Source organism: Ideonella alba (assembly GCF_018069875.1).
Lineage (GTDB): Bacteria > Pseudomonadota > Gammaproteobacteria > Burkholderiales > Burkholderiaceae_C > Ideonella > Ideonella alba.
The window spans coordinates 402,573-426,242 of the sequence record NZ_JAGQDF010000002.1 but is presented as its reverse complement, the minus strand read 5'-3'; the positions used below and the strand labels follow the sequence as shown (position 1 = coordinate 426,242).

The 23,670-nt window shown below is 71.4% G+C and carries 24 protein-coding genes; 9 read left to right on the top strand and 15 right to left on the bottom strand.

Translation table 11 applies throughout. The features are described 5' to 3' along the window. Nucleotides 1–77: 77 nt before the first annotated feature. Nucleotides 78–503, bottom strand: coding sequence for an organic hydroperoxide resistance protein (locus KAK07_RS04975; protein WP_210856618.1), 426 nt, complete (start codon nucleotides 501–503; stop codon nucleotides 78–80). A 30-nt stretch (nucleotides 504–533) separates the two neighbouring features. Continuing rightward, nucleotides 534–1,004 carry a MarR family winged helix-turn-helix transcriptional regulator gene (locus KAK07_RS04970; RefSeq protein WP_210856619.1) on the bottom strand — a complete coding sequence of 157 codons (471 nt, stop codon included), beginning with the start codon at nucleotides 1,002–1,004 and terminating at the stop codon, nucleotides 534–536. Nucleotides 1,005–1,150: 146 nt separating this feature from the next. On the opposite strand from KAK07_RS04970, the gene argG reads away from it, so the two are divergent. After that, nucleotides 1,151–2,491: an argininosuccinate synthase gene (gene argG, locus KAK07_RS04965; RefSeq protein WP_210856620.1), complete on the top strand. Its 1,341-nt coding sequence runs from the start codon at nucleotides 1,151–1,153 to the stop codon at nucleotides 2,489–2,491. Nucleotides 2,492–2,539: 48 nt separating this feature from the next. Here argG and KAK07_RS04960 read toward each other — a convergent pair whose 3' ends face one another. The 13 genes from KAK07_RS04960 to KAK07_RS04900 form a co-directional block, all read right to left on the bottom strand. Continuing rightward, complete coding sequence (locus KAK07_RS04960) at nucleotides 2,540–3,313, bottom strand: DUF2189 domain-containing protein (RefSeq protein ID WP_210856621.1); 774 nt, start codon at nucleotides 3,311–3,313, stop codon at nucleotides 2,540–2,542. A gap of 77 nt (nucleotides 3,314–3,390) precedes the next feature. Then, nucleotides 3,391–4,497, bottom strand: a complete 1,107-nt coding sequence (locus KAK07_RS04955; RefSeq protein WP_210856622.1) for an acyltransferase family protein — start codon at nucleotides 4,495–4,497, stop codon at nucleotides 3,391–3,393. 57 nt (nucleotides 4,498–4,554) lie between these two features. Next, a complete protein-coding gene (locus KAK07_RS04950; RefSeq protein WP_210856623.1) occupies nucleotides 4,555–6,348 on the bottom strand; it encodes a glutamine--tRNA ligase/YqeY domain fusion protein in 1,794 nt (597 codons plus the stop codon). A gap of 87 nt (nucleotides 6,349–6,435) precedes the next feature. Continuing rightward, on the bottom strand, nucleotides 6,436–7,275 hold the full coding sequence (locus KAK07_RS04945; protein WP_210856624.1) for a LytR/AlgR family response regulator transcription factor: 840 nt from the start codon (nucleotides 7,273–7,275) through the stop codon (nucleotides 6,436–6,438). Then, nucleotides 7,272–8,384 carry a sensor histidine kinase gene (locus KAK07_RS04940; RefSeq protein ID WP_210856625.1) on the bottom strand — a complete coding sequence of 371 codons (1,113 nt, stop codon included), beginning with the start codon at nucleotides 8,382–8,384 and terminating at the stop codon, nucleotides 7,272–7,274. The genes KAK07_RS04945 and KAK07_RS04940 overlap by 4 nt, the downstream gene beginning before the upstream one ends. Nucleotides 8,385–8,403: 19 nt before the next feature. Beyond that, nucleotides 8,404–8,823: a DUF2306 domain-containing protein gene (locus KAK07_RS04935; RefSeq protein WP_210856626.1), complete on the bottom strand. Its 420-nt coding sequence runs from the start codon at nucleotides 8,821–8,823 to the stop codon at nucleotides 8,404–8,406. Between the two features lie 149 nt (nucleotides 8,824–8,972). Next, nucleotides 8,973–10,235, bottom strand: a complete 1,263-nt coding sequence (locus tag KAK07_RS04930) for a hypothetical protein (RefSeq protein ID WP_210856627.1) — start codon at nucleotides 10,233–10,235, stop codon at nucleotides 8,973–8,975. A 4-nt stretch (nucleotides 10,236–10,239) separates the two neighbouring features. Next, nucleotides 10,240–11,022 (bottom strand): outer membrane lipoprotein-sorting protein, encoded by a 783-nt coding sequence (locus KAK07_RS04925; RefSeq protein ID WP_210856628.1) that lies wholly within the window; start codon nucleotides 11,020–11,022, stop codon nucleotides 10,240–10,242. Between the two features lie 13 nt (nucleotides 11,023–11,035). After that, nucleotides 11,036–12,244, bottom strand: coding sequence for an ABC transporter permease (locus KAK07_RS04920; RefSeq protein WP_210856629.1), 1,209 nt, complete (start codon nucleotides 12,242–12,244; stop codon nucleotides 11,036–11,038). After that, complete coding sequence (locus tag KAK07_RS04915) at nucleotides 12,241–12,939, bottom strand: ABC transporter ATP-binding protein (protein WP_210856630.1); 699 nt, start codon at nucleotides 12,937–12,939, stop codon at nucleotides 12,241–12,243. The genes KAK07_RS04920 and KAK07_RS04915 overlap by 4 nt, the downstream gene beginning before the upstream one ends. Further along, a complete protein-coding gene (locus tag KAK07_RS04910) occupies nucleotides 12,939–13,478 on the bottom strand; it encodes a hypothetical protein (RefSeq protein WP_210856631.1) in 540 nt (179 codons plus the stop codon). The genes KAK07_RS04915 and KAK07_RS04910 overlap by 1 nt, the downstream gene beginning before the upstream one ends. 135 nt (nucleotides 13,479–13,613) lie before the next feature. Then, complete coding sequence (locus KAK07_RS04905; RefSeq protein ID WP_210856632.1) at nucleotides 13,614–15,170, bottom strand: helicase HerA-like domain-containing protein; 1,557 nt, start codon at nucleotides 15,168–15,170, stop codon at nucleotides 13,614–13,616. A gap of 80 nt (nucleotides 15,171–15,250) precedes the next feature. Then, on the bottom strand, nucleotides 15,251–17,230 hold the full coding sequence (locus tag KAK07_RS04900; protein ID WP_210856633.1) for an alpha/beta fold hydrolase: 1,980 nt from the start codon (nucleotides 17,228–17,230) through the stop codon (nucleotides 15,251–15,253). A 104-nt stretch (nucleotides 17,231–17,334) separates the two neighbouring features. Here KAK07_RS04900 and KAK07_RS04895 point away from each other — a divergent pair, with 104 nt between their 5' ends. The 8 genes from KAK07_RS04895 to KAK07_RS04860 all read left to right on the top strand — a co-directional run bounded on the left by KAK07_RS04895 (nucleotide 17,335) and on the right by KAK07_RS04860 (nucleotide 23,635). Continuing rightward, the gene (locus KAK07_RS04895) at nucleotides 17,335–18,054 is read left to right on the top strand and encodes a YebC/PmpR family DNA-binding transcriptional regulator (protein ID WP_210856634.1); all 720 of its coding nucleotides are present in this window, start codon (nucleotides 17,335–17,337) and stop codon (nucleotides 18,052–18,054) included. Between the two features lie 113 nt (nucleotides 18,055–18,167). Further along, nucleotides 18,168–19,457 carry a phosphoribosylamine--glycine ligase gene (purD, locus tag KAK07_RS04890; protein ID WP_210856635.1) on the top strand — a complete coding sequence of 430 codons (1,290 nt, stop codon included), beginning with the start codon at nucleotides 18,168–18,170 and terminating at the stop codon, nucleotides 19,455–19,457. Between the two features lie 133 nt (nucleotides 19,458–19,590). Then, nucleotides 19,591–20,205: a 1-acyl-sn-glycerol-3-phosphate acyltransferase gene (locus KAK07_RS04885; RefSeq protein ID WP_247661317.1), complete on the top strand. Its 615-nt coding sequence runs from the start codon at nucleotides 19,591–19,593 to the stop codon at nucleotides 20,203–20,205. A gap of 20 nt (nucleotides 20,206–20,225) precedes the next feature. Continuing rightward, a complete protein-coding gene (hemF, locus tag KAK07_RS04880) occupies nucleotides 20,226–21,143 on the top strand; it encodes an oxygen-dependent coproporphyrinogen oxidase (RefSeq protein WP_210856636.1) in 918 nt (305 codons plus the stop codon). A gap of 86 nt (nucleotides 21,144–21,229) precedes the next feature. Continuing rightward, nucleotides 21,230–21,811, top strand: a complete 582-nt coding sequence (gene nadD, locus KAK07_RS04875) for a nicotinate (nicotinamide) nucleotide adenylyltransferase (protein WP_310738688.1) — start codon at nucleotides 21,230–21,232, stop codon at nucleotides 21,809–21,811. Between the two features lie 16 nt (nucleotides 21,812–21,827). Then, nucleotides 21,828–22,556, top strand: a complete 729-nt coding sequence (gene rsfS / locus KAK07_RS04870; protein WP_210856638.1) for a ribosome silencing factor — start codon at nucleotides 21,828–21,830, stop codon at nucleotides 22,554–22,556. A gap of 9 nt (nucleotides 22,557–22,565) precedes the next feature. Then, on the top strand, nucleotides 22,566–23,033 hold the full coding sequence (rlmH, locus tag KAK07_RS04865; RefSeq protein ID WP_210856639.1) for a 23S rRNA (pseudouridine(1915)-N(3))-methyltransferase RlmH: 468 nt from the start codon (nucleotides 22,566–22,568) through the stop codon (nucleotides 23,031–23,033). Continuing rightward, the gene (locus tag KAK07_RS04860) at nucleotides 23,033–23,635 is read left to right on the top strand and encodes a Maf family protein (RefSeq protein ID WP_210856640.1); all 603 of its coding nucleotides are present in this window, start codon (nucleotides 23,033–23,035) and stop codon (nucleotides 23,633–23,635) included. The genes rlmH and KAK07_RS04860 overlap by 1 nt, the downstream gene beginning before the upstream one ends. Nucleotides 23,636–23,670: the final 35 nt, after the last annotated feature.

Genomic DNA, 23,670 nt, shown 5'->3' with positions numbered 1-23,670 from the left:
TGGTCACGGATCCCGCCATGCTCGTGAGGCCGCATGACGGTGTCATGGCGGCGCCATGACACCTGGGTGACGGCGCTTCAGACGACGGTCAGCACCACGTCGATGTTGCCGCGGGTGGCATTGCTGTAGGGGCAGACCTGGTGGGCGGCCGCCACCAGCGCTTCGGCGGCGGCGCGCTCCATGCCCGGCAGGCTGATGGCCATCGCGACCTGGATGCCGAAGCCGCCCGGGATCGGGCCGATGCCGACATCGGCGCTGATGCTCACATCGGGCGGCAGCTTGAACTTCTGCGAGGCAGCGACCGCGCCCATCGCGCCGATGAAGCAGGCCGAGTAGCCGGCCGCGAACATCTGCTCGGGGTTGGTGCCGTTGCCGCCGGCGCCACCCAGCTCACGCGGGGTGGACAGCTCGACGTTGAGCTTGCCGTCGTCCGACTTGGCAGAGCCGGTGCGGCCGCCGGTGGCGGTGGCGTGCGCGGTATAGAGGACTTTTTCCAGGGCCATGGTCATCTCCTGATGGGGGGGTGAAAGGGATCAGGCGGCGGCCTGGTCCAGGTGGTGACGCAGCGCCTGCAGGCGACGCGTCAGATCGGTGATTTCATCGAGCTGGCAACCGCTGGCGCAGGCAATCGCCTGCGGCACGGCCAGGGCCTGTTCGCGCAGTGCGCGGCCGGCGGGGGTCAGACGCAGGCGCACGCGGCGCTCATCGGCGCTGTCGCGCAGGCGCTGCACGCGGCCGGCGGCCTCCAGGCGCTTGAGCAGCGGGGTCAGCGTGCCCGAGTCCAGTCCCAGGCGCTGGCCGAGTTCGCTGACCGTGGCGTTGTCCTGCTCCCACAGGGCCAGCATCACCAGGTACTGCGGGTAGGTCAGGCCCAGGGGGTCCAGCAGCGGTTTGTACAGCCGGGTCATGGTCAGCGAGGCCGCGTAGATCGCGTGGCACAGCTGACGGTCCAGCGACAGCCAGTCGGCGGCCGGGACAGCGGAAGCGGAGGGGCGCGATGTCATGGGCTGAATGATTTCACACAATTCAATTGCACACAATTGAAATGGTCTTTGGGCCCGGGCGCACGCCCTGCACACTGCAGCCGCGGAGCGCCACAGCCCGGGCGGTAAAATCGAGGGTTGCCAGATTTCCCCCACCCGAACACGCCATGTCCAACATCCTCCAGCAACTGCCCGTCGGCGAGCGCGTCGGCATCGCCTTCTCCGGCGGCCTTGACACCTCGGCGGCCGTGCACTGGATGCGCGCCAAGGGCGCGGTGCCCTGCGCCTACACCGCCAACCTGGGCCAGCCTGACGAGTCCGATTACGAGGAGATCCCGCGCAAGGCCAAGGCCTACGGCGCCGACATCGCCCGCCTGATCGACTGCCGCCATCAACTGGTGGCCGAGGGCATTGCGGCGATCCAGTGCAGCGCCTTCCACATCTCCACCGGCGGCGCCACCTACTTCAACACCACGCCGCTGGGCCGCGCGGTCACCGGCACCGCGCTGGTGGTGGCGATGCGCGACGATGGCGTCAACATCTGGGGCGACGGCAGCACCTACAAGGGCAACGACATCGAGCGCTTCTACCGCTACGGCCTGCTGGCCAACCCGTCGTTGAAGATCTACAAGCCCTGGCTGGACCAGACCTTCATCGACGAGCTGGGCGGCCGCAAGGAGATGAGCGAGTACCTCATCGCCAACGGCTTCGACTACAAGATGAGCGTCGAGAAGGCCTACTCGACCGACTCCAACCTGCTGGGCGCCACGCATGAGGCCAAGGACCTGGAGTACCTGAACGCCGGCATCAGCATCGTCAAGCCCATCATGGGTGTCGCCTTCTGGCGCGACGACGTCGAGGTCAAGCGCGAGACGGTGTCGGTGCGCTTCGAGCAGGGCGTGCCGGTGGCCCTGAACGGCCAGACCTTCCCCGACCTGCTGAGCCTGTTCTACAAGGCCAATGAGATCGGCGGCCGCCACGGCCTGGGCATGTGCGACCAGATCGAGAACCGCATCATCGAGGCCAAGAGCCGCGGCATCTACGAGGCCCCGGGCATGGCGCTGCTGCACATCGCCTACGAGCGCCTGGTCACCGGCATCCACAACGAGGACACGATCGAGCAGTACCGGATGAACGGCCGCAAGCTCGGCCGCCTGCTCTACCAGGGCCGCTGGTTCGACCCGCAGTGCATGATGCTGCGCGAGACCGCGCAGCGCTGGGTGGCCTCGGCGATCACCGGCGAGGTGACGCTGGAGCTGCGCCGCGGCAACGACTACACCATCCTCAACACCGAGAGCCCCAACCTGACCTACGCGCCCGAGCGGCTGTCGATGGAGAAGGTGGAGGGCGCGTTCACGCCGGCCGACCGCATCGGCCAGCTGACGATGCGCAACCTGGACATCCAGGACACCCGCCACAAGCTGGGCATCTACTCGGGGGCTGGCCTGCTGGGCTCCAGCCAGGACGGCCTGATACCCCTGCTGACCGGCGACAAGCCGGCCGTCTGAGTCCGCTCAATCCCTGCGCACGGGCCCGCTTTGGCGGGCCCGTGTCGTTCAGGCCTGCACCGCCGCCCGGTAGGCGTGCCAGGTGCCGTGGCCGACCACCGGCCCCACCAGCAGCAGCCCCGCGAAGCCGGGCAGCAGCGCCAGGGTCACCAGGCCGGTGATCAGCGCGCCCCACCAGATCATCACGCCGGTCTGCGTGAGCACCAGGCGGAAGCTGGTCAGGCCGGCGGTGATCGCGTCCACGGGTCGGTCCAGGATCATCGGGATGCTGATCACGCTGACGCAGTAGATCAGGCCGGCAAACACCGCGCCGACCACGACGTAGGTGATGATGAAGCCCAGGTTCTCGGGGTCCAGCAGCGCCAGCAGCGAGCCCTTGAAATCGGGGATGCCATCGAAGCTGACCGCGAAGATCACCAGGCTGGCGCGGCCCCACAGCATCTCCAGCACCAGCAGCACGAAACCGAAGATCGCCAGCGTCGAGGTGCGGGTGCGCCAGGCGGTGAGGGCACCGGCCAGCGTGGGCCTGCGGCCGGCGTCCAGCTCACGGCTGACGTGGTACAGGCCCAGGCACATGAAGGGCCCCATCAGCAGGAAGCCGGCCGACAGCGCCAGCGTGTAGGCGGGTTGGTGCTGGAAGACCTTCAGCAGCATCCAGCCCATGGCCATGAAGCAGGCGCCGAAGAACAGGCCGATGGCCGGTGCCCGCCGGAAGTCCCGCCAGCCCAGGGCCAGCCAGGTCAGCGGGTCGCCGAAGCCCAGCGGCGCCAGCTGGATCGGGCTGGCCGGCGTGTCGGTCGCCGCGGTGTCGTCGATGGGCATACCATCCTCCTCGTGCCGGCGAGGGTACGCGGGCGGCCGATGAGCCGTCCACGCGGACAGACCCTAGCGCACGGCGCTCAGGGATTGGCGAAGCTGCGGCTGGGCAGCGGCTGGCGCGGCCTGGGCGCGGCATGGGGCAGTTCCACCCAGCGGTGCACGGCCCAGCCGGCGGCCAGGCTCAGGGCCCAGGTCAGCACCAGGCCCAGCGCGGCGGGCCCGGCCTGTTCCGGCCAGGCGATGTCGACCGCCGTGCCCACCAGCAGCAGCAGCGGGTAGTGCAGCAGGAAACTGCCATAGGACACGCGGGCCAGCCAGCGCATCAGCGGATGCAGCGCGTGGCGCGCCAGGCGCTCGCCCGCGGGCTGCCAGGCCAGCAGCAGCGCGGTCAGGCCCGCCACGGCCAGGCGCTCACGCCAGTCCAGCACCAGGGCGGCCGCCACCAGGGCCGCCAGCGCCAGCAGCAGGCCGGTGCGGCGCGGCTGGGCGTGGATCCAGCAGGCGGCCACGCCCAGACCGTAGGCGGCGAAGAAGTAGGGCGCCCAGGCGTCCAGGCGGCTGTCCAGGTTCAGCCACAGCATCGAGGCCAGCATCAGGCCCACGCAGCCCAGCACGCTGGCCACCCGCATCACGCGGTTCAGCGTCGAGCCCGCGCGCCCGATGCGGCGCAGCGCCACCAGCGCGGCGAACAGCGCGAACAGCTGCAGGTCGATCGCCACGTACCAGAAACCCGCGCTCAACGCCGGCACGCCCAGCAGGTCCTGCAGGAACAGCAGGTTGGCCAGCAGTTCCGGCGCGCTGGGCGCGGCGGGGGTGTCCGGATCGCTGCCGAACTGGCGAGCGACCGCGGCCGCGGCCAGCGCCGCCAGCAGCGCCACGCCATAGGGCCTGGCCAGCCGCCAGTAGCGCTGCCACACCAGAGCGGCCCAGTCGCCAGGGGCCGGACCGCTGCGGGCAAAGGGGCTGGGCGCCAGCCCGCGTGCGGCCAGGTAGCCTGCCACCACCAGGAACACCTGCACCGCCAGCCGGCCGTAGGTTTGCAGGCCACTGAACAGCCCGGGCCACAGCGAGGTGGCGCTGAGCGCCAGCGGGCCGTACCAGGCCAGATGGTGGGCGATGATCAGCTGGGAGGCGATGGCGCGCAGCCAGTCGGGCAGCGGCAGCGCAGGGCGTCGGGTGGCAGTCATGACAATGAGCGGGCCGCCGGCCTGGCAGGCTGGCGGCGGGGCGCGCGAGGCGCCGGTTTACTTGGTCCAGCCGTCTTTGAGGCCGGTGATGCGGTTGAACACCGGCGCATCGGCGCGGTGGTCCAGCCGGTCGGCGACGAAGTAGCCGTGGCGCTCGAACTGGAACTTGTCGTCGGGCTGCGCGGCGGCCAGTGCCGGCTCCAGGTAGGAGCGCACCACCTGCTTGCTCTTCGGGTTGAGCACGGTCAGGAAATCGCGGCCGCCGGCGTCGGGCTGCGGCTCGGTGAACAGGCGGTCGAACAGGCGCATCTCGCAGGCCACGGCCTCATGGGCGCCCACCCAGGTGATCGTGCCCTTGACCTTGACGCTGTCGGCGCCGGGCGTGCCGCTCTTGGTGTCGGGGATCACGGTGGCGGTGACTGCGGTGAGGGTGCCGTCGGCATCCTTCTCGCAGCCGGTGCACTCGATGATCACGCCGTACTTCAGGCGCACCTTGTTGCCCGGGAACAGGCGGAAGTAGCCCTTGGGCGGCACCTCGGCGAAGTCCTCGCGCTCGATCCACAGCTCGGGCCCCAGGCTGAAGGCGCGCTGGCCCCACTCGGGGTGGTGCGGATGGAAGGGGGCGCCGCAGGGCTCGCGGTGGTCCTGGCTGCCGAAGACCTCGGCGTAGTTGGTCAGCTTGAGCTGGACCGGGTCGATCACCGCCATCGCCCGCTTCGCCTGGTCTTCCAGGTCGGCACGCAGCGCGATGTCCAGCACCGAGTAGTCCAGCCAGATGTTGGTCTTGCTGGCGCCCGAGTCATCGGCCATCTTGCGGATGCTGGCGGGCGTGTAGCCGCGCCGGCGCATGCCGGCCAGCGTGGGCATGCGCGGGTCGTCCCAGCCGCTGACATGCTGCTCGTCGACCAGTTGCTTGAGCTTGCGCTTGCTGGTGATCACGTAGCTCAGGTTCAGGCGGCCGAACTCGTACTGTTTGGGCAGCGGGTGGGCCAGCAGGCCACCTTCGGCCAGGCGCTCCAGCAGCCAGTCATAGAAGGGGCGCTGGTCCTCGAACTCCAGCGTGCAGATCGAGTGCGTGATGCGCTCCAGCGCGTCCTCGATCGGGTGGGCGTAGGTGTACATCGGGTAGATGCACCACTTGTCGCCGGTGTTGTGGTGGGTGGCGCGGCGGATGCGGTAGATGGCCGGGTCGCGCAGGTTGATGTTGGGCGAGGCCATGTCGATCTTCGCGCGCAGCACCATCGCGCCGTCGGCGTGCAGGCCGTCGCGCATCTCCCGAAAGCGCGCCAGGTTCTGCTCGGGCGTGCGGCTGCGGAAGGGGCTGTCGGTGCCGGGCGTGGTGAAGTCGCCGCGGTTGGCGCGCATCTGCTCGGGCGTCTGCTCGTCGACATAGGCCAGACCACGCTCGATCAGGTGCTCGGCCGCGCGGTACATGAAGTCGAAGTAGTCGCTGGCGTAGAACTGGTGGCTCACGCCATGGGCGTTCCAGTCCCAGCCCAGCCACTGCACCATCTCGGCGATCGCGTCGACGTACTCCTGCTCCTCCTTCTCGGGGTTGGTGTCGTCGTAGCGCAGGTGGCAGACGCCGCCGTAGTCGCGCGCCAGGCCGAAGTTCAGGCAGATGCTCTTGGCATGACCCACGTGCAGGTAGCCGTTGGGCTCGGGCGGGAAGCGCAGGCGCACGCGCGCCGGGTCGGGCTGGCCGGCGGCGTGGTGGGCGGCATCGCCGGGGCCGCCACCGAAGGGGCGGCCGTCGTAGGTGCCGGCCTCGAGGTCACGCTCGATGATGCCGCGCAGGAAATTGCTGGGCTTGACCGGCTCGGTGCCGGCCGCGGGGGCTTTGTCGCTCATGCCAGGGGCGGGGGGGAGTGGTGGGGCGCCGACGGCGCCACCGATGTCCTCGATTGTAGCCAGCACCCCCTCGGGTAAGCCCGGGGCTCACATGCCTTTGAAGCGGGCGGCGTAGAGCCGGCTGACGGCCAGCCGCTCGGGGCGGCGGCGCAGCACCAGCTGCACCTTGCCCGATTCGTCGCGCAGCGCGTGGTCGATCTCGCGCGCCTGCACCACCAGCCCGCGGTGCACCTGCCAGAAGCGGGCCGGGTCCAGCTGCGGCAGCAATTCGCGCAGCGAGCTGCGGATCAGGTGCTCGCGCTCGGCGGTGAGCACGCGCACATACTTGTCGGCGGCTTCGAAGTAGATGACATCCTCGATTGGCACCAGATGCACGGTGGACCCCGAGGAGGCCTGGATCACCGTCAGCGGCTGGTCGGCCGTGGGCAGGGCACCGGCCAGCGCGGGGGCGGTGCCCAGCAGCAGGCGCAGGCGGTCGAGCAACTGGTCGTCGGCGCCGCGCGCCTCGGCCGGGGCATGCTCGCGCTGGGCCAGGCGCTCGCGCAGGCGCTCGCAGGTCTGGGCCAGGCGCTCGCGCGGCGCCGGCTTGAGCAGATAGTCGGCCGCGGCCAGCTCGAAGGCCTGCAGCGCGTACTGGTCGTAGGCGGTGACGAAGACCAGCAGCGGCAGCGGGATCTCGGCCGGCCAGTCTTCGATGATCGCCTGGGCCGCTTCCAGACCGCTGCGGCCCGGCATGCGGATGTCCATGAAGATCAGCTCGGGGCGCCAGGACAGCGCATCGTCGATCGCCTGCTCGCCATCCACCGCATGGGCGATGACCTTCAGCTCGGGCCAGACCGCGGCCAGGTCGGCCTGCAGGGCCTGGGCCAGCAGCGGCTCGTCCTCGGCGATCAGGGCGGTGGCGGGTTGGCGCAGCGGGGTGCTCATGGGGTCGGATGTTCAGGACGGGTGAGAGGCAGGCGCACCGAGGCTTCGGTGCCACCGCCTGCGGCGTCGGCGATCGACAGCGCGGCGGCCTCGCCGTACAGCGTGGCCAGGCGCTCGCGCACCTGGGTCAGGCCGAAGCCGGTGCCGGCGGTGTCGCGCGCGGCACCCAGTCCCAGGCCGTTGTCGCGCACGCTCAGCAGCAGCGATGCGCCGTCGCGGCGCGCGGTCAAGGCCAGGCGGGCCGGGCCGCGCAGCGGCTCCAGGCCGTGGCGGATCGCGTTTTCCACCAGCGGCTGCATCAGCAGCGGCGGCACCAGCGCATCCGCCAGGTCGGCGGGCAGGTCGATCTCCACGCTCAGGCGCTCGCCCATGCGGATGCGCATCAGCGCCAGGTAGTCCGACAGGTGGCGGAACTCGTCAGCCAGCGGGTGTGCGCTGCGCCGGCTGGCGCTGAGCGTGGAACGCAGCCAGGCGATCATGTGGTCCAGCATGGTCTGGGCGCGGGCCGGATCGATGCCGATCAGCGCACGCAGGTTGGCCAGCGTGTTGAACAGCATGTGCGGCTCCAGCTGGCTTTGCAGCATCTTCAGCTCGGTCTCGGCGGCCTGCCGGCTGACCTGGGCCAGCGCGGCCTCGGTGGCGGCGATGTGGGCACGCGAGCGGAAGTAGAAGGTGCCCACCGCGGCCGGCACCAGCGAGATCGCGAACAGGCCCAGCCAGGTGCGCCACTCGTGCTGATGGCTGCCATCGCTGTGGATGCCGGTGAGCAGGCCGGCGATCCACGAGCCCAGTGGGTAGGCCAGGCCCACCGCCAGCACGATCACCACCGTCATCAGGCCCCAGCCGGGCCAGCCGTGGCGCTGCGCCTCGGTCGCCGGGGTGCCACTGCGGCGCACCTGCCACCAGGCCAGGCCCCAGCGGCCCAGGTGCACCAGCAGCGAGGTCAGGTTGCCGATGCACAGCGAGTAGACCACCGCCACCCACCATGGCATGCCCAGCAGCGCCAGGACCGCCGCGACCACCAGGCAGATGCCCTGGGTGGCCCGCAGCGAGTGGCCCAGGCTGAGCTGGAAATCGGTGTAGCGCAGTGTCATGGGCAGCGGGGTCACGGTCAGAGGTCCCAGCCGCTCAGGCCAGACCCAGTGCATGGTGCCACACCAGGTCGCCCAGGTAGCGGCCCGGCAGCAGCGTGAACACGCCGGCGCCGACGCAGGCGCCCAGGTAGACGCGCCACATGGTGTGGCGGTGGGCGGCGATGCGGCCGCGCACCGCCAGCCAGACCCCGCTGCCCACGCCGGCGAAGGTCAGCAGCGCCAGCAGGTGGATCGGCGTGTAGCCGCCCAGGTTCAGGCGCTGGAAGTCGCGGATGAACAGGCTGGAGGCGGCAGCGGCCAGCATGCAGACCACCCAGGCATAGCCCAGGCCGCGGTGCATCGGCGTGCCCTTGCGGCTGCGCAGGGCCAGCGGCCCGAGCACCAGGGCGACGGCGGCGAACAGCAGATGGACCTGGACCGCGGGGCTCAGGCTGAGAGGGGTGGCGAGGTGCATGGCGGACTCCGGTGGGTGGGGTGTCGATGGCGGCATCGTCGCGCCCCGGCCTCAGTCGGTCCGCGCCGATGCGACCAATGGCGTGCCGGCGCCGCGAAACCCCGCTTGGACGGCGCCAGTGGCGGGCTGCGCGGGCCCGCCGCGGGTGCTCAGAGCGCCACGCGGGCCGCCAGCACCAGCTGCTGGCGCTGCGGCAGTTGCGCCAGCAGCGCTGACGACGGCCCGCCGATCACGCGCCAGGCCGCTTCCAGGCGCCAGCGGTCGCCCTGCCACTGCGCGGCGGCGGTCAGCGTGCGGCCGTGGTCGGCGGGGTGGTACAGGCTGTCCAGGCTCAGCGTCCACGGCGTGGGTTGCCAGGCCGCACGCACGAACAGCTGCTGCCGGCGCGGACCGGCGCCGGACAGCGGGCTGGCCTGCCAGCCGAGGTTGCCGGCCGCCGCCTGTTGCAGGCCCTCGGGCAGACCGGGCGTGGTCGCGAAGGCTGCCAACGCCTGGTTGCGCCGCTGCCAGGCGTCCCAGGCCGCATCGGCGGGAGCCGTGCCGTCGTGCCAGGTTTCGACCAGCAGGCTCTGCTGCGCGCTGCCGGTCCAACTGAGCCCCAGCAGCCACTGGCTGCTGCCGGCCTGTGGCCCGACCTGCCAGGGGTTGGCGGGCAGCGGGCGGTCTGCCGCGGCGGCGTCGATGCGCCAGCCGTCGCTGCGCTGCAGCAGGCGCCACGAGGCATGCAGCTCCAGCGCGTCGTCGGCCACCCAGGCCAGCGCCGCACCCAGGCTGGCGCCGGTGTGGCGTCCCCAGCGGCCGAAGGCGTAGGCGTCGAGCGCGCCCAGGCGCTGGTAGCCGCGCAGCGCCAGCGCGGATTCGTCGGCCCCGGTCGCATCGCGCTGGCCGCCGCCGGCATGCTGCGGGTTGGCCCAGACCAGGCTCAGCGCGGTGTCGGCGCCCCAGAAGCGTTCGAGCTGCAGGGCCGGCCGGCCCTCGGTGGCGCTGGACAGCAGCGTGCGGCGGGCCTCCTGGCCGACCAGGTCGTTGGGCCGGAAGCCGTAGCCCACGTCCCAGGCCACACGCTGTCGGCCCAGGGTCCACTGCCAGTCGCCCAGGGCGCCGTTCAGCGCCAGTTCGTTGAAGCGGGCCTCGGCGTGGCTGCGGCCGCCAGGCTGGGCCACCGAGGCCAGCCAGACCTCGGCCACCCAGCCGGCGCCCTCGGCGCGCGCTTCCAGCTCGGCCAGCGCCTGCGCGGTGGACACGCCGGCGGTGCCGGGGGCCAGGCGGTTGGCGTCGGCCAGGGGGCCGCGGGCATTGACCGGGGTGTCCCAGCCTGACAGGCGCAGCTCGCCGCGCCAGGCGGGGCCATCGGCCGCGTGGACGCCACCGGCCGCCAGGGCCAGCAGCAGGGTGCAGCGGGGCAGGTTCACGCGCTCACTCCAGGCTGGGGTTGCGGGCCAGGAACATCGGATTCAGCCAGTTCTCGGGCACCGCCCTGGGCTGGCGCGACAGGTACTGCACGCGGGTCTGCGCGCGGCTGCCCAGCTCGTCCTGCAGCAGCATCTCGCTGACCAGGGCACCGGCCTTGTCCATCACGAAGCGGGCCCGCTTGGCCAGCTTGTCCGACTGCACGTAGAGCTCGGCCTGGATCGGCTCATGGCGGGTCTTGCCCAGCCACAGCTCGATGCGCTGGTAGCTGACGCTCTTGCGCCGCGCCTGCAGCGACAGGTGCAGGCAGGCGCGGGGCGTGCCCTCCACGTCGCAGCGCTCCTCGCCCAGCAGCCGGCCCTCGTAGTCCTCGGCCCAGGACAGGGTGGCGATGTCGCCGGTGGAGGCATCGCCCAGCAGCTTCTGCGAGGGCGTGATGCGCATCGCGCGCTGGCTGCCGGGCATCAGCAGCCAGAAGTCGTCGCCCAGCATCAGCACCTTCTGCCCGGCTTCGGCGGGCGAGCGCATCAGCACCAGCGAGCGGTGCTGGTCCTGCACGAAGACGGTGTAGCGGCGTTCCTTGTCGGCCGAGCCATCGGCGCGGGTGGTGGTGACCAGGGATTCGACCTGCAGGCGGTCGGCGCCGGTGCGGAAGCGGTCGGCGGCCTGCAGCAGCGCCGGCACCTCGGGTTCGGCAGCGCGCGGGGCACTGTGCCAGGCCAGGCCGGCCAGCAGGCCGATCTTCACCAGGGTGCCGGCGGCCAGCCAGGCCAGGGTCTTGGGGTTCATCGTCATCTCCGGTTCAGACATGGGCGAGCGCGTCGACCACGCTCAGGTGCACGGTGCGGCGGGCGACCAGGGCGGCGGCGATGACGGCCAGGGCCAGCACCGCACCGATCGTCAGCGCATAGAGCAGCGGGTCGGGCGAGACCAGCAGCGGGTAGCCCACCGAGCGGCCCGGCGGCGGCGGCATCTGCACCGGCACCAGCACCAGCAGCAGGCTGACCCCACCGGCGATCAGCGCGCCCAGCGCCGTGCCCGCACCGCCCAGCACCAGGCCTTCCAGCGCGAAGCTGCCGATCAGCTGGCCGGGCAGCGTGCCCATCGCGCGCAGCGTGCCGATCTCGCGGGTGCGCTCGACGATGGCCATGGCCATCGCATTGGTCACCACGAAGACGACGATCACGCCGATGATCAGCCCCAGCGCGCCGAAGATGCGGTTGTAGAGGTCCTTGACGCTGCGGTAGAACGGCGCCTGGTCGACCCAGGTGCGCACCGCCAGGCCCGGCAGCGCGGCCTGCCAGCGTGCCTGGGCGGGCGCGGTGGCGTCCATGCGGTCCAGGAACACCCCGGCGCTGGAGATGCGCTGGCTGACCAGCAGGCGCTGTGCGGTGGACACGTCGGTGTAAACCAGACGCTTGTCGATGTCGGGCACGCCGGTCGAGAAGACACCCTTGACCGTCACGTCCATGGCGTTCAGCGCGCCCTCGGTGGTGCTGGCCAGCAGCGTCAATGAGCTGCCGGGCGTGGCCTTCAGGCTGCGGGCCAGGGCCTCGCCCAGCATCACGCTGGCGCGGTCGGCATCGCTGAGCACCTGGCCGGCAGTGACCGTCAGGAAGGGGCCCTTGATCGCGAACTCGGCGTCGGGCGCGATGCCCACCGCCAGCATCACGGTCGATTTCTCGCCGTTGCTGACCAGGCCGCTGAACTCGACCCGTGGCAGCACCTGGCGCACCGCGGGGTCGGCCAGCAGCTGCTTCTGCAGGCGCGGCCAGTCGTCCAGGCCGTGTTGCAGCGGGATGTCCTCGTCGCGCTCGAACTGCGCCGGCTGGCCGATGACCAGGTGGCCGCTGCTGCGGGCCGAGGACTCGGCCAGGGCCTGGTAGGTGGACAGCGCGAAGCCGCCGGCCATCAGGATCGCCGCCGTGCCCATCGCCGCAATGGTGACCGTCACCGCCGAGCGGCGGCGGTTGCGCAGCGTGTTGCGCCAGGCGTAGCTGAGCCACTTCATTGGAAATCCTCCGGGGCGTGGGCGACGATGCGGCCGTCCTGCAGCGCGATCACGCGGTCGCAGCGGTGGACGACGCGGGCATCGTGGGTGGCGATCAGGCAGGCGGCGCCTTCGGCGCGGCAGCGCTCGCGCATCAGCGCCAGCACCTGGTCGGCGGTGTGGGAATCCAGGCTCGCGGTCGGTTCGTCGGCGATCACCAGGCGGGGGCGCTTGACCAGCGCGCGGGCGATGGCCACCCGCTGGCGCTGGCCGCCCGACAGCGCGTCGGGCCGGTGCGCGGCGTGCTCGGCCAGGCCCACGCTGTCCAGCGCCTCGGCGACGCGCTGGCGGCGCTCGCCGTCGGGCAAGCCGGCCAGGAACAGCGGGTAGTCGACGTTGTCGGCCACCGTCATCACCGGCACCAGGTTGAAGCCCTGGAAGATGAAGCCCAGGTGTTCGCGGCGCACCAGCGTGGCGGCGCGCTCGTCGAGCCGGCTGACATCCTGGCCGCCCAGGCGGATCTCGCCCTGGTCGGCGCGGTCGATCAGGCCGGCCAGGTTCAGGATGGTGCTCTTGCCGCTGCCGGACGGCCCGGTCAGCGCCAGCATCTCGCCGGGCAGCACCGCCAGATCCACCCCCTGAAGCGCCGGCACCACGTGGGCGCCCAGGCGGTAGGTCTTGTGCAGACCGCGCGCACTCAGCACAGGCGGGTTCATCACTGGGCTCCGGCGCGCTGCTGCACCGACTGGCGGAAACCGGCCGGCGCGCTGGCGAACAGCGGGTCGGTCTGCACCTGGGCCAGCAGGGCCCGACCGCGCTCCTGGCGGTTGAACATCGAGGGCAGGGCCAGGAAGGTGCTGGCGGCGACGAAGCGCGTCTCCAGCACCGCGGCCACGCCCGAGGGGCCTGGCGCGCTGCCGGCGCCGGTGGCCAGGCTCAGCGCCTTGTCCAGGCGCGCCAGGCCGTCCTCGGCGTGGCGCATCTTGCGCCAGGGCATCCAGGTGGTGGTGGCGCGCATCGCCTCGCTGGCACCGGCGTAGGCCAGCAGCACCGGGTCGGCCGGCGCCGCGGCCGACAGCCGGGCGAACTGGGCGGCCGCGGCGTCCACCGCGGCGGTGTCGCCCTGCTGGGCGCGGGCAAAGGTCTGCTGGGCGCTGGCGAAGCTGTCAGCGGCCTGGGCGCTGGCGCCCAGGCTGGCGGCGAGCAGGGCCGCGGCGGCCAGCCATTGGCGGCGGGTGAGGGGATGGTGGGGCATGGCGTCCTCCGGGGTGGTCGATGGGAGGCAGTGTTCCCATCGCCCCGGAGGGCGGCCACGCGGCTGCGACGAACGGTGACCCGCCGGCGCGAAGTGCGGCCGGGCGAGCGCCAGTGGCGGCGCCCGGGGGGCCGATCAGCGGCGGCGGGAGCCGCCCAGCAGGCCGCCCAGCACGCCGCGGACGATCTCGCGGCCCACCGCAGACCCCACGGTGCGCACCGCGGACTTGGCGGCCATCTGGGCCAGGCCGTCGTGGCGGCCGCCGCGCGGGCCGGTGGCGCCGAACAGCAGGTCGGACAGCCCGCCCAGCAGGCCGCCGCCAGCTTCCTGCGCGGCGCCCTGGGCGGCGTCGGCCATGCCGCCCTTGGCGGCGCGGGTGGCCTCGGCGGCCATCGACTCGGCGTTGCCGGCGGTGGCGGCGGCGCGGCCCTTGAGCTTCTCATAGGCCGATTCGCGGTCGACCTGCTTCTCGTAGACGCCGGCCACCAGCGAGGTCTGGCGCAGCCGGGCGCGCTGCTCGGCGCTGATCGGGCCGATCTGGCTGCCCGGCGGCAGCACATAGACGCGCTCGGTCACGCTGGGGCGGCCCTTGGCATCGAGGAAGCTGACCAGCGCCTCGCCCACACCCAGCTCGGTGATCGCGGTGGCGATGTCCAGGCCGGGGTTGGCGCGCATGGTCTCGGCGGCGCTCTTGACGGCCTTCTGGTCGCGTGGCGTGAAGGCGCGCAGCGCGTGCTGCACCCGGTTGCCCAACTGGCCCAGCACGGTGTCGGGAATGTCCAGCGGGTTCTGGGTGACGAAATACACGCCCACCCCCTTGGAGCGCACCAGGCGCACCACCAGCTCGATGCGCTCGACCAGCGCCGCCGGCGCGTCCTTGAACAGCAGGTGGGCCTCGTCGAAGAAGAACACCAGCTTGGGTTTCTCGAGGTCGCCCACCTCGGGCAGGTTCTCGAACAGCTCGGACAGCATCCACAGCAGGAAGGTGGCGTACAGCCGCGGCGCGTTCATCAGCTTGTCGGCCGACAGGATGTTGACCACGCCCTGGCCATCGACGGTCTGCATGAAGTCGGCGATGTCCAGCATCGGCTCGCCAAAGAACTGGTCGCCGCCCTGTTCCTCGACCTGCAGCAGGCCGCGCTGGATGGCGCCAATGCTGGCCGGGCTGACGTTGCCGTACTCGGTCTGGAACTGGCTGGCGTTGTCGCCCACGTACTGCAGCATCGCCCGCAGGTCCTTCAGGTCCAGCAGGGCCATGCCGTTGTCGTCGGCGATCTTGAAGACCAGGTTCAGCACGCCCGACTGCGTCTCGTTGAGCGCCAGCATCCGGCCCAGCAGCAGCGGGCCCAGGTCGGAGACGGTGGCGCGCACCGGGTGGCCCAGCTCGCCGAAGACGTCCCACAGCGTGGCCGGGCAGGCCAGCGGCGTGGGCGCATCCAGTCCGCGTTCCTTCAGAACCGCCGCCAGCTTGTCGGACACGCTGCCGGCCTGGGTGATGCCGGTCAGGTCGCCCTTGACGTCGGCCATGAAGACCGGCACGCCGATCTTCGAGAAGTTCTCGGCCAGGTTCTGCAGCGTGATCGTCTTGCCGGTGCCGGTGGCGCCGGTGATCAGGCCGTGGCGGTTGGCCAGGGCGGGCAGCAGGAAGCATTCGGTGGCGCCGTGCCGGGCGACCAGGATGGGTTCGGCCATGGTGAATAGCGTGGGTAGGAGCGACCGCCCCAGTCTAGCGGCTCGACCGCGCTGCGCGAAGTCCGCTCCCCGTACAGGGTTCAGGGTGCGGTCAGCTGCGCATCCACGTGGCGTCCGTCCAACTCGCCCTGCACCCGCGCCAGCGCCCCGGGCTGCTGCTCGGGCCAGCTCACGCGCAGGTGTCCGCGCACAGCGCCTGGACCCTGGACCTGCACCTGGGCGGTGGCCAGACCGGCGGCCTGCGGCCAGTCAAGCACGCCGTCGACCGCGACGTCCTCGGTCCAGCGCACCCCGCGCAGCCGCAGGCGGTAGCCCTGGCCCTGGTGATCGATCGCGATCGTGCCGCCGCGCAGCCCGACGCTGTGCGGCCCGGCGCTTTCCACCCGGGCTGCGGCATCTGCCAGCGTGTGGGCCACCGCCGCGGCCAGCTGCAGGTCCTGCAGGCGGCCCGCGTGGCCGGGCAGCGGCTGGGCGGGCGCGACGTCGGCCAGCCGGCGGGCGAAGGCCGGTGGCGTGCGGATCGGTGCCACGCGCTCGGCGCAGCCGGTGTCGCCCGGCGAGCCGGTCAGAAGGAAGCGGTGCAGCAGCTGCCGGCCACAGTCGTCGCGCTGCGGGGGCGAGGCCACCAGGTGGAAGCTGTTGGCCACCACCACCTGGCGGCCGGCCGGGAACAGGCTGGCGGCGATCGCCCCCTCGGGTGGGGTGGTGATGGCGTCCAGCTCGCCGCTGAGCACCAGCACCGGGATGGCCGGCATGTCCGGCTGCGGCGGCACGGGCGGCCCGGGGGGATGGGCGGGATCGGGCGCCGGCCAGTCGACGCAGGCGTCGATCAGGCTGTAGTCAAGCGGCATGCCGCGGAACTCGTCGATCGTGAAGGGGGCGTACAGGTCGGGGTGCAGGCTTTGCTGTTCGGCCACCGCCGCGTCGCGCTGGCGGCGGCGCTGCGCGGGTGGCAGCCGCATGTCGTAGACCTGGGCGTAGTCCTGGCAGGTGACCGCGGCGTACAGGCCGACGCTGTAGTAGCGCGGGTCGCGCCGGGCATCACGCGGGTCCTTGTAGGCCAGGGTCTCGGCCATCAGGCGCAGCAGCGGCAGCCGGTCGCCCTGCAGGAAGGCGCGGCCGGCGGCGTCCAGCTCCCGCGCCACCGCGTAGGCCGGCGCGCCGACGAACATCACCGTGGCCAGCAGCGAGGCATCGGCCCTGAAGCGCCACCAGCGGCCCGAGGCATCCTGGGCCCGGGCGTCGAAGGGTTCGGCGCGCAGTGCGTCAATCACCGGCTGCAGCCGCTCCAGGGCGGTGCCGGGCAGGCTGGCGCAGGGGGCCGAGCGCTGGCAGACCTTGTCGAAGGCCTGGCGCACGGTGGGCGCGAAGAACGGGTACCAGGGGGTTTCGCCTCCGGTCATCGGCACCGGGTAGGCGCTGTCGAGCACCAGTGAGCGCAGCCAGCCGGGGTGGCGGTAGGCGAAGACCTGGGCCGACCAGGTGCCGTAGGAGTCGCCGTACAGGTCCACCGGCGGGGCCTCCAGCGCCGCCAGCACCGCCGCCAGGTCGTCGGCGGCCTGCACGGTGGAATACAGCGGCGCGCTCGCGCCGAGCTGTCGGCCGCAGCGTGCGACATCGCGCGCCGTCATCTCGGGCGCCTGTTGCAGCGGTGGGCAATGGATCGCGGCGCTGTCGCCCGTGCCGCGGGCATCCACGGTCAGCAGGTCGCGCTCGCGCAGCAAGGGGCCGAACATGCGCCGGTAGGTGTAGCGGGTGCCGCTGGAGGGGTAGCCCGGGCCGCCCTCGATGGCCACCAGCCAGCCCGCCGCCGGTCGGTCGGCGCGTTCACGGCGCAGGTAGTGGAAGCGGATGTCGATCTCGCCGGGGACGCGGCCCTCGGGGTCCAGCGGGCGACGCAGCGCACCGCAGTAGTCGTCGGCGTTGGGGCAGCGGTGCAGCGTCAGCTGGCCGAGCCGCAACGCATCCGCGCGCTCGTCCGGCGCGGCGACGGCACCGCCCATGGCCGCCGCGGCGATCGACAGACCAAGCAGCCAGCGCAGGTGCTTCGGGACCCCCATCGCGCGTCTCTCCGGCCGGCGCGGGCCGGCGACATAAAATCGCGGATTCGATATCCACAACAACCGACACAGCATACAGGCCTTCGGGCCGGGAGCATTCAGGCATGGCTGGGCATTCCAAGTGGGCCAACATCCAACACCGCAAGGGTCGCCAGGACGAGAAGCGGGGCAAGGCCTGGACCCGGGTCATCCGTGAAATCATGGTGGCCGCCCGCACCGGCGGCGGCGATCCGTCGGCCAACCCGCGGCTGCGCCTGGCGATCGACAAGGCCAAGGCGGTGAACCTGCCGGCCGACACGGTCAAGCGCAACATCGACAAGGCCACCGGCAACCTCGAGGGCGTCAACTACGAGGAGATCCGCTACGAGGGCTACGGCATCGGCGGCGCGGCCATCATCGTCGACTGCATGACCGACAACCGGGTGCGCACCGTGGCCGAGGTGCGCCACGCCTTCAGCAAGCACGGCGGCAACCTGGGCACCGAAGGCTCGGTGTCCTTCCAGTTCAAGCACTGCGGCCAGCTGGTCTTCGCCCCCGGCACGTCCGAGGACAAGGTGATGGAGGTGGCGCTGGACGCCGGTGCCGAGGACGTGATCACCGACGACGACGGCGCGATCGAGGTGCTGACCGCGCCGGCCGACTTCGAGTCGGTGAAGAACGCGCTGGAGGCCGCCGGCCTGAAGCCCGAGATCGCCGAAGTGACGATGCGTGCCGAGAACACCATCGCGCTGAGCGGCGACGACGCCGAGCGGATGCAGAAGCTGCTCGACGTGATCGAGGACCTGGACGACGTGCAGGACGTCTTCCACAACGCTGAGATGTGAGACCCCCACGCGCCCTGCCGGTCGCTGCCCCCCGTGGGGGTTCATGCGGCGGACCGGCGGCGCCGGATCCGCGCCTGCGGCTGAACGGGTCGCATCGCGGCCAGGAGTAAGGAATGAACGTATTGGTCATTGGCGGCGGCGGGCGAGAGCACGCGCTGGCCTGGAAGCTGGCGCAGAGCGAGAAGGTGCAGCGCGTCTTCGTGGCGCCTGGCAATGGCGGCACCGCGCTGGACAAGCGCCTCACCAACATCGCCCTCGCCGATCCAGTGGCGCTGGCCGATTTCGCAGAGGCCCAGAAGGTGGGGCTGACCGTGGTCGGCCCCGAGGCGCCCTTGTCGCAGGGTGTGGTGGACGTCTTTCGTGCCCGTGGCCTGCGCATCTTCGGCCCCACCAAGGCGGCGGCGCAGCTGGAGAGCTCCAAGGCCTTTGCCAAGGCCTTCATGCAGCGCCACGGCATTCCCACCGCCGCCTACGGCAGCTTCACCGACCCGGCCGAGGCCCATGCCTACATCGACCGCATCGGCGCGCCCATCGTGGTCAAGGCCGACGGCCTGGCCGCCGGCAAGGGCGTGGTGGTGGCCATGACGCTGGACGAGGCCCACGAGGCCGTGCGCTTCATGCTGGAGGACAACACGCTGGGCGTGGTCCACAACGCCGGTGGCGCGCGCGTGGTGATCGAGGAGTTCCTGCAGGGCGAGGAGGCCAGCTTCATCGTCCTGTGCGACGGCAAGAACGTGCTGCCGCTGGCCACCAGCCAGGACCACAAGCGCATCGGCGACGGTGACACCGGTCCCAACACCGGCGGCATGGGCGCCTACTCGCCTGCGCCGGTGGTCACGCCCAATGTGCACGCCCGGGCGATGCAGGAAATCATCCTGCCCACGATCAACGGCATGGCCAGGGATGGCATCCCGTTCACCGGCTTCCTCTATGCCGGCCTGATGATCGACGCCGAGGGCCGGCCCAAGACGCTGGAGTTCAACACCCGCATGGGCGACCCCGAGACCCAGCCGATCATGATGCGGCTGAAGTCCGACCTGGTCGACGTGCTGCTGGCCGCCACCGACGGCCGTCTGGACCAGGTCGAGCTGGACTGGGACCGCCGGGTGGCCCTGGGCGTGGTGATGGCCGCACACAACTACCCCGGCACGCCGCGCAAGGGCGACGTGATCACCGGTCTGCCGGCCGACGCCGCCGGCACCGATGACGCGGTGGTCTTCCACGCCGGCACCGAGTGGGTCGATGGCCAGGTACGCACCACCGGCGGCCGCGTGCTGTGCGTGACCGCGCTGGGCGACTCGACCAAGGCCGCGCAGCAGCGCGCCTACGAGGCGCTGGCGCCGATCAGCTTCGATGGCGCCCAGTGGCGCACCGACATTGGACACCGCGCGATCAAACGTTGACCCCCACGCTCCTTGCCAGTCGCTGCCCCAGGGTTTCGGAAGAAACCCTTCATGTTTCCTGGGGCTCATACCGCGGACCGGCGGAGCCGGATCCGCGCATGCAGCTTGATGGGAGCCCTGGTGAAGGATGCGCATGAGCAGTCTGGTTTGGCTCACTGAGCGGTCGGTACAGTTGCGGGGCTCGCGCCTGGCGCTGTGGGTGCTCAAGGCGATGGGTTGGACGCTGGTCTGGGAGGGCCTGCCGGCGCGCCAGGGTGTGCTGATTGCCTACCCGCACACCTCCAACTGGGATTTCGTCATTGGCGTGCTGGCGAAGTGGGCGATCGGTATCCCGGCGAAGTTCTGGGGCAAGGACAGCCTGTTTCGCATCCCCCTGCTGGGACGCTGGTTCCGCTGGATTGGCGGCATTCCGGTCGATCGCAGTGGAGCACGGGGCATTGCCTCAGCGATGACCGAACGTTTCCAGGCCGCCCGCGAGGCCGACGAGTTCCTCTGGCTGGCACTGGCTCCGGAGGGCACGCGCAGCCTGGTGGATCACTGGAAGAGCGGCTTCTACCCGGTGGCTTTCGAGGCGGGCGTGCCGATCGGCCTGATCCTCTTCGACTACCGGCGCAAGCGTGTCGGCTTTGACCGTTTCGTGATGCTCAGCGGCGACCGCCATGCCGACATGGCGGTGCTCGCCGAGTATTACCGTGAACATGCCCACGGCGCCCGGCCCGAGCTGGCCAGCCCGGTGCGGCTCAAGTGAGATTCAACGGAGACACGACCATGGACACCCAGGCCTTGCGCAGCTACTTCCTGGACCTGCAGCGGCGCATCGTCGCCGGTGCCGAGGCCTTTGACGGCCAGTCCTTCCTGACCGATGCCTGGACCCGCGAGCCCGGCGGCCGGCTGACCGGCGACGGCGTCACCCGCCTGATCGAGAACGGCGGCGTGCTCGAGCGCGGCGGCTGCAACTTCAGCCACGTCAAGGGCAGGACCCTGCCGCCCTCGGCCACCGCGCACCGCCCCGAGCTGGCCGGCGCGCCCTTCGAGGCCATGGGCGTGTCGCTGGTCTTCCACCCCCGCAACCCGCACGTGCCCACGGTGCACATGAACGTGCGCTGCTTTGCCGCGATGCCCGAAGGGCGCGAGCCGGTGGTGTGGTTCGGCGGCGGCATGGACCTGACACCCTACTACGGCGTGGAAGAGGACGCGGTGCATTTCCACCGCGTCTGTCGCCAGGCGCTGTCGCCCTGGGCCGGCATGCACGAGCGCTTCAAGGCCTGGTGTGACGAGTACTTCTTCCTGAAGCACCGCAACGAGCCGCGCGGCGTGGGCGGCATCTTCTACGACGACTTCAACGAGCTGGGCTTCGAGCAGAGCTTCGCGATGACGCGGGCGGTGGGCGATGCCTTCCTGGCCGCCTATGTGCCCATTGTCGAGAAGCGCCGCGATACCCCCTATGGCGAGCGCGAACGCGACTTCCAGGCCTACCGCCGCGGCCGCTATGTCGAGTTCAACCTGGTCTTCGACCGCGGGACGCTGTTCGGCCTGCAGTCGGGCGGCCGCACCGAGGCGATCCTGATGTCGATGCCGCCGGTGGTGAACTGGCGCTACAGCTGGGCGCCCGAGGCGGGCACGCCGGAGGCAAAGCTCTACACCGATTTCCTCCGCGCCCGTGACTGGGCTGGCGAGGCCGGATGAGCGATGGCGCGGGCCCAGCGTCGGGCCGCTCCCGAGCCGGCCCGCACGTCCACGGGGAGTCGCCGGTAGGTCCGGCCCGCCGGAGGGTGGGCATTTTCGGCGGCAGCTTCAACCCGCCGCACCTGGCGCATCTGGCCCTGGCACGCATGGCGCGCGATACGCTGGCGCTGGACGAGCTGCGCTGGTTGCCGGCCGGCATGCCGTGGCAGAAGCCGGCCGGCGAGCTGGCTCCGGCCGAGCACCGGCTGGCCATGGTGCGGCTGCTGGTCGCCGAAGGGCCCGGCTTCATCGTCGACGCGCGCGAGCTGCACCGCGCCGGGCCCAGCTACACCGTGGACACCCTGACCGAGCTGCGCGCCGAGCAGCCGGGCGCCGAACTGATGCTGGTCATTGGCCAGGACCAGTACGCCCGCATCGATACCTGGCGCGATGCGGCACAATGGCGGGCCTGGGTGCAGTTCGCCGTCGCCGCCCGCGATGGTCAGCCGCCGCAGCCGCCGGCCGATTGGCATGCCGGCAACCACCGGCTGGTGGTGCTGCCGCTGCCCGAGCACCCGATCAGCGCCACCCACATCCGCCAACGGGTTCGCGCCGGCGAGGACATCACCCCGCTGGTCGGCCCCGACGTGGCGCGCTATATTGACCAACACCGCCTCTACCGGGCCTGAACCGCCCGGCCCCCGCATGGACATCCGCAAACTGCAACGCGCCATCGTCGATGGCCTCGAGGACGTGAAGGCCCAGGACATCCTGGTCTTCAACACCGAGCACCTCTCGCCCCTGTTCGAGCGGGTGATCATCGCCTCGGGCACCAGCAACCGCCAGACGAAGGCGCTGTCCAGCAGTGTGCGTGAATCGGTCAAGGCCGCCGGCTTCGACGTGCCGCGCTGCGAGGGCGAGGACAACGGCGAGTGGATCATCGTCGACTGCGGGGCGGCGGTCTGCCACATCATGCAGCCGGCGATCCGCGACTACTACCGCCTGGAAGAGATCTGGGGCGGCAAGCCGGTGAAGATGAAGCTGGGCGACGCCAAGACCGGTCTGGTCAAGGCCTCCGAAGGCAGCGATGCCCCGGTCAAGAAGAAGGCGCCGGTCAAGAAGGCCAGCGCCACTGCGCGCTCGGCCGCTGGCCAGGCCGCGCTGGAGAAGCCCGCCAAGCCCGCTAAAGCGGCAAAGGCGGCCAAGCCGGCACCGGCCCGCAAGGTGACCAGCGGCGGCCTGGCCTCGGCCAAGGCCGCCCCGAAGAAGGCGGCGCCGAAGAAGGCCGCCACCCGCAGCACCAGCGGCACCGTGGCCAAGGCGCCGGCCCGCAAGAGCGCGACGGCCAAGACCCCGATGAAGCTGGTCGTGGTCAAGCCGGCTGCCAAGAAAACGGCGGCCAGGAAGGCCGCCCCGAAGAAGACCGGCCGCTGATCCCCGGCGATGAAGCTGGTGATCGCCGCGGTCGGCCAGCGCCAGCCGGCCTGGGCCGACGCGGCCTATGAGGATTTCGCCAAGCGCTTCCCGCCCGACCTGCGGCTGGAGCTGAAGGCGGTGAAGGCCGAGCCGCGCGGCGGCAAGTCGGCCGAGCAACTGATGGCGGCCGAGGCGAAGCGCCTGGACGAGGCCATCCCCAAGGGCGCCCGGCGCGTGTTGCTGGACGAGCGCGGGGCGCGGCTGACCACGGTGGATCTGGCCAGGCGCCTGGAGTTCTGGCTGGGCGACGGCCGCGACGTGGCCTTCTTCATCGGCGGGCCCGACGGGCTGGACCCCGCGCTGAAGGCCACGGCCGACGAGAGCCTGCGCCTGTCGGACCTGACCCTGCCCCACGCCTTCGTGCGCATCATCCTGGCCGAGGCGCTTTACCGCGCCTGGTCGCTGCGCAACGGCCACCCTTACCACCGCGAGTGATGCACGAGCTCGTCTACCTGGCCTCGCAGAGCCCGCGCCGACGCCAGTTGCTGGACCAGCTGGGCGTGCGCCACGAGCTGCTGCTGCCCGGCCCCGACGAGGACGCCGAAGCACTGGAGGCCACGCGCGCCGGCGAGGCGCCGCGCGACTACGTCGAGCGCGCGACCCGCGCCAAGCTGAAGGCCGCGCGCGCCCGCCTGATCGCCCGTGGCCTGGCACCGGCGCCCATCCTGTGCTCGGACACCACGGTGGCACTGGGCCAGCGCATCCTGGGCAAACCCGCCGACGCCGCCGAGGCGGCGGCCACGCTGCGCGCGCTGTCCGGCCGTCTGCACCATGTGCTGACCGCGGTGGCTGTGTGGGACGGTCGCCGCACGCGGTTCGCGCTCAGTGATTCCAGCGTGCGCTTTGCTGAACTGCCCGAGGCGGTGATCGAGGCCTACGTGGCCAGCGGCGAGCCCTTCGGCAAGGCGGGCGCCTACGCGATCCAGAGCTCGCTGGGCGGGTGGATCCCCACGATCCGCGGCAGCTACTCCGGTATCATGGGTTTGCCCCTGTACGAGACCACCCAGTTGCTGCGACAGGCCCGCGTGCGCTTCTGAGGATCGGGGTGCGCAGGCTGCGGCGGCCAAGAAGA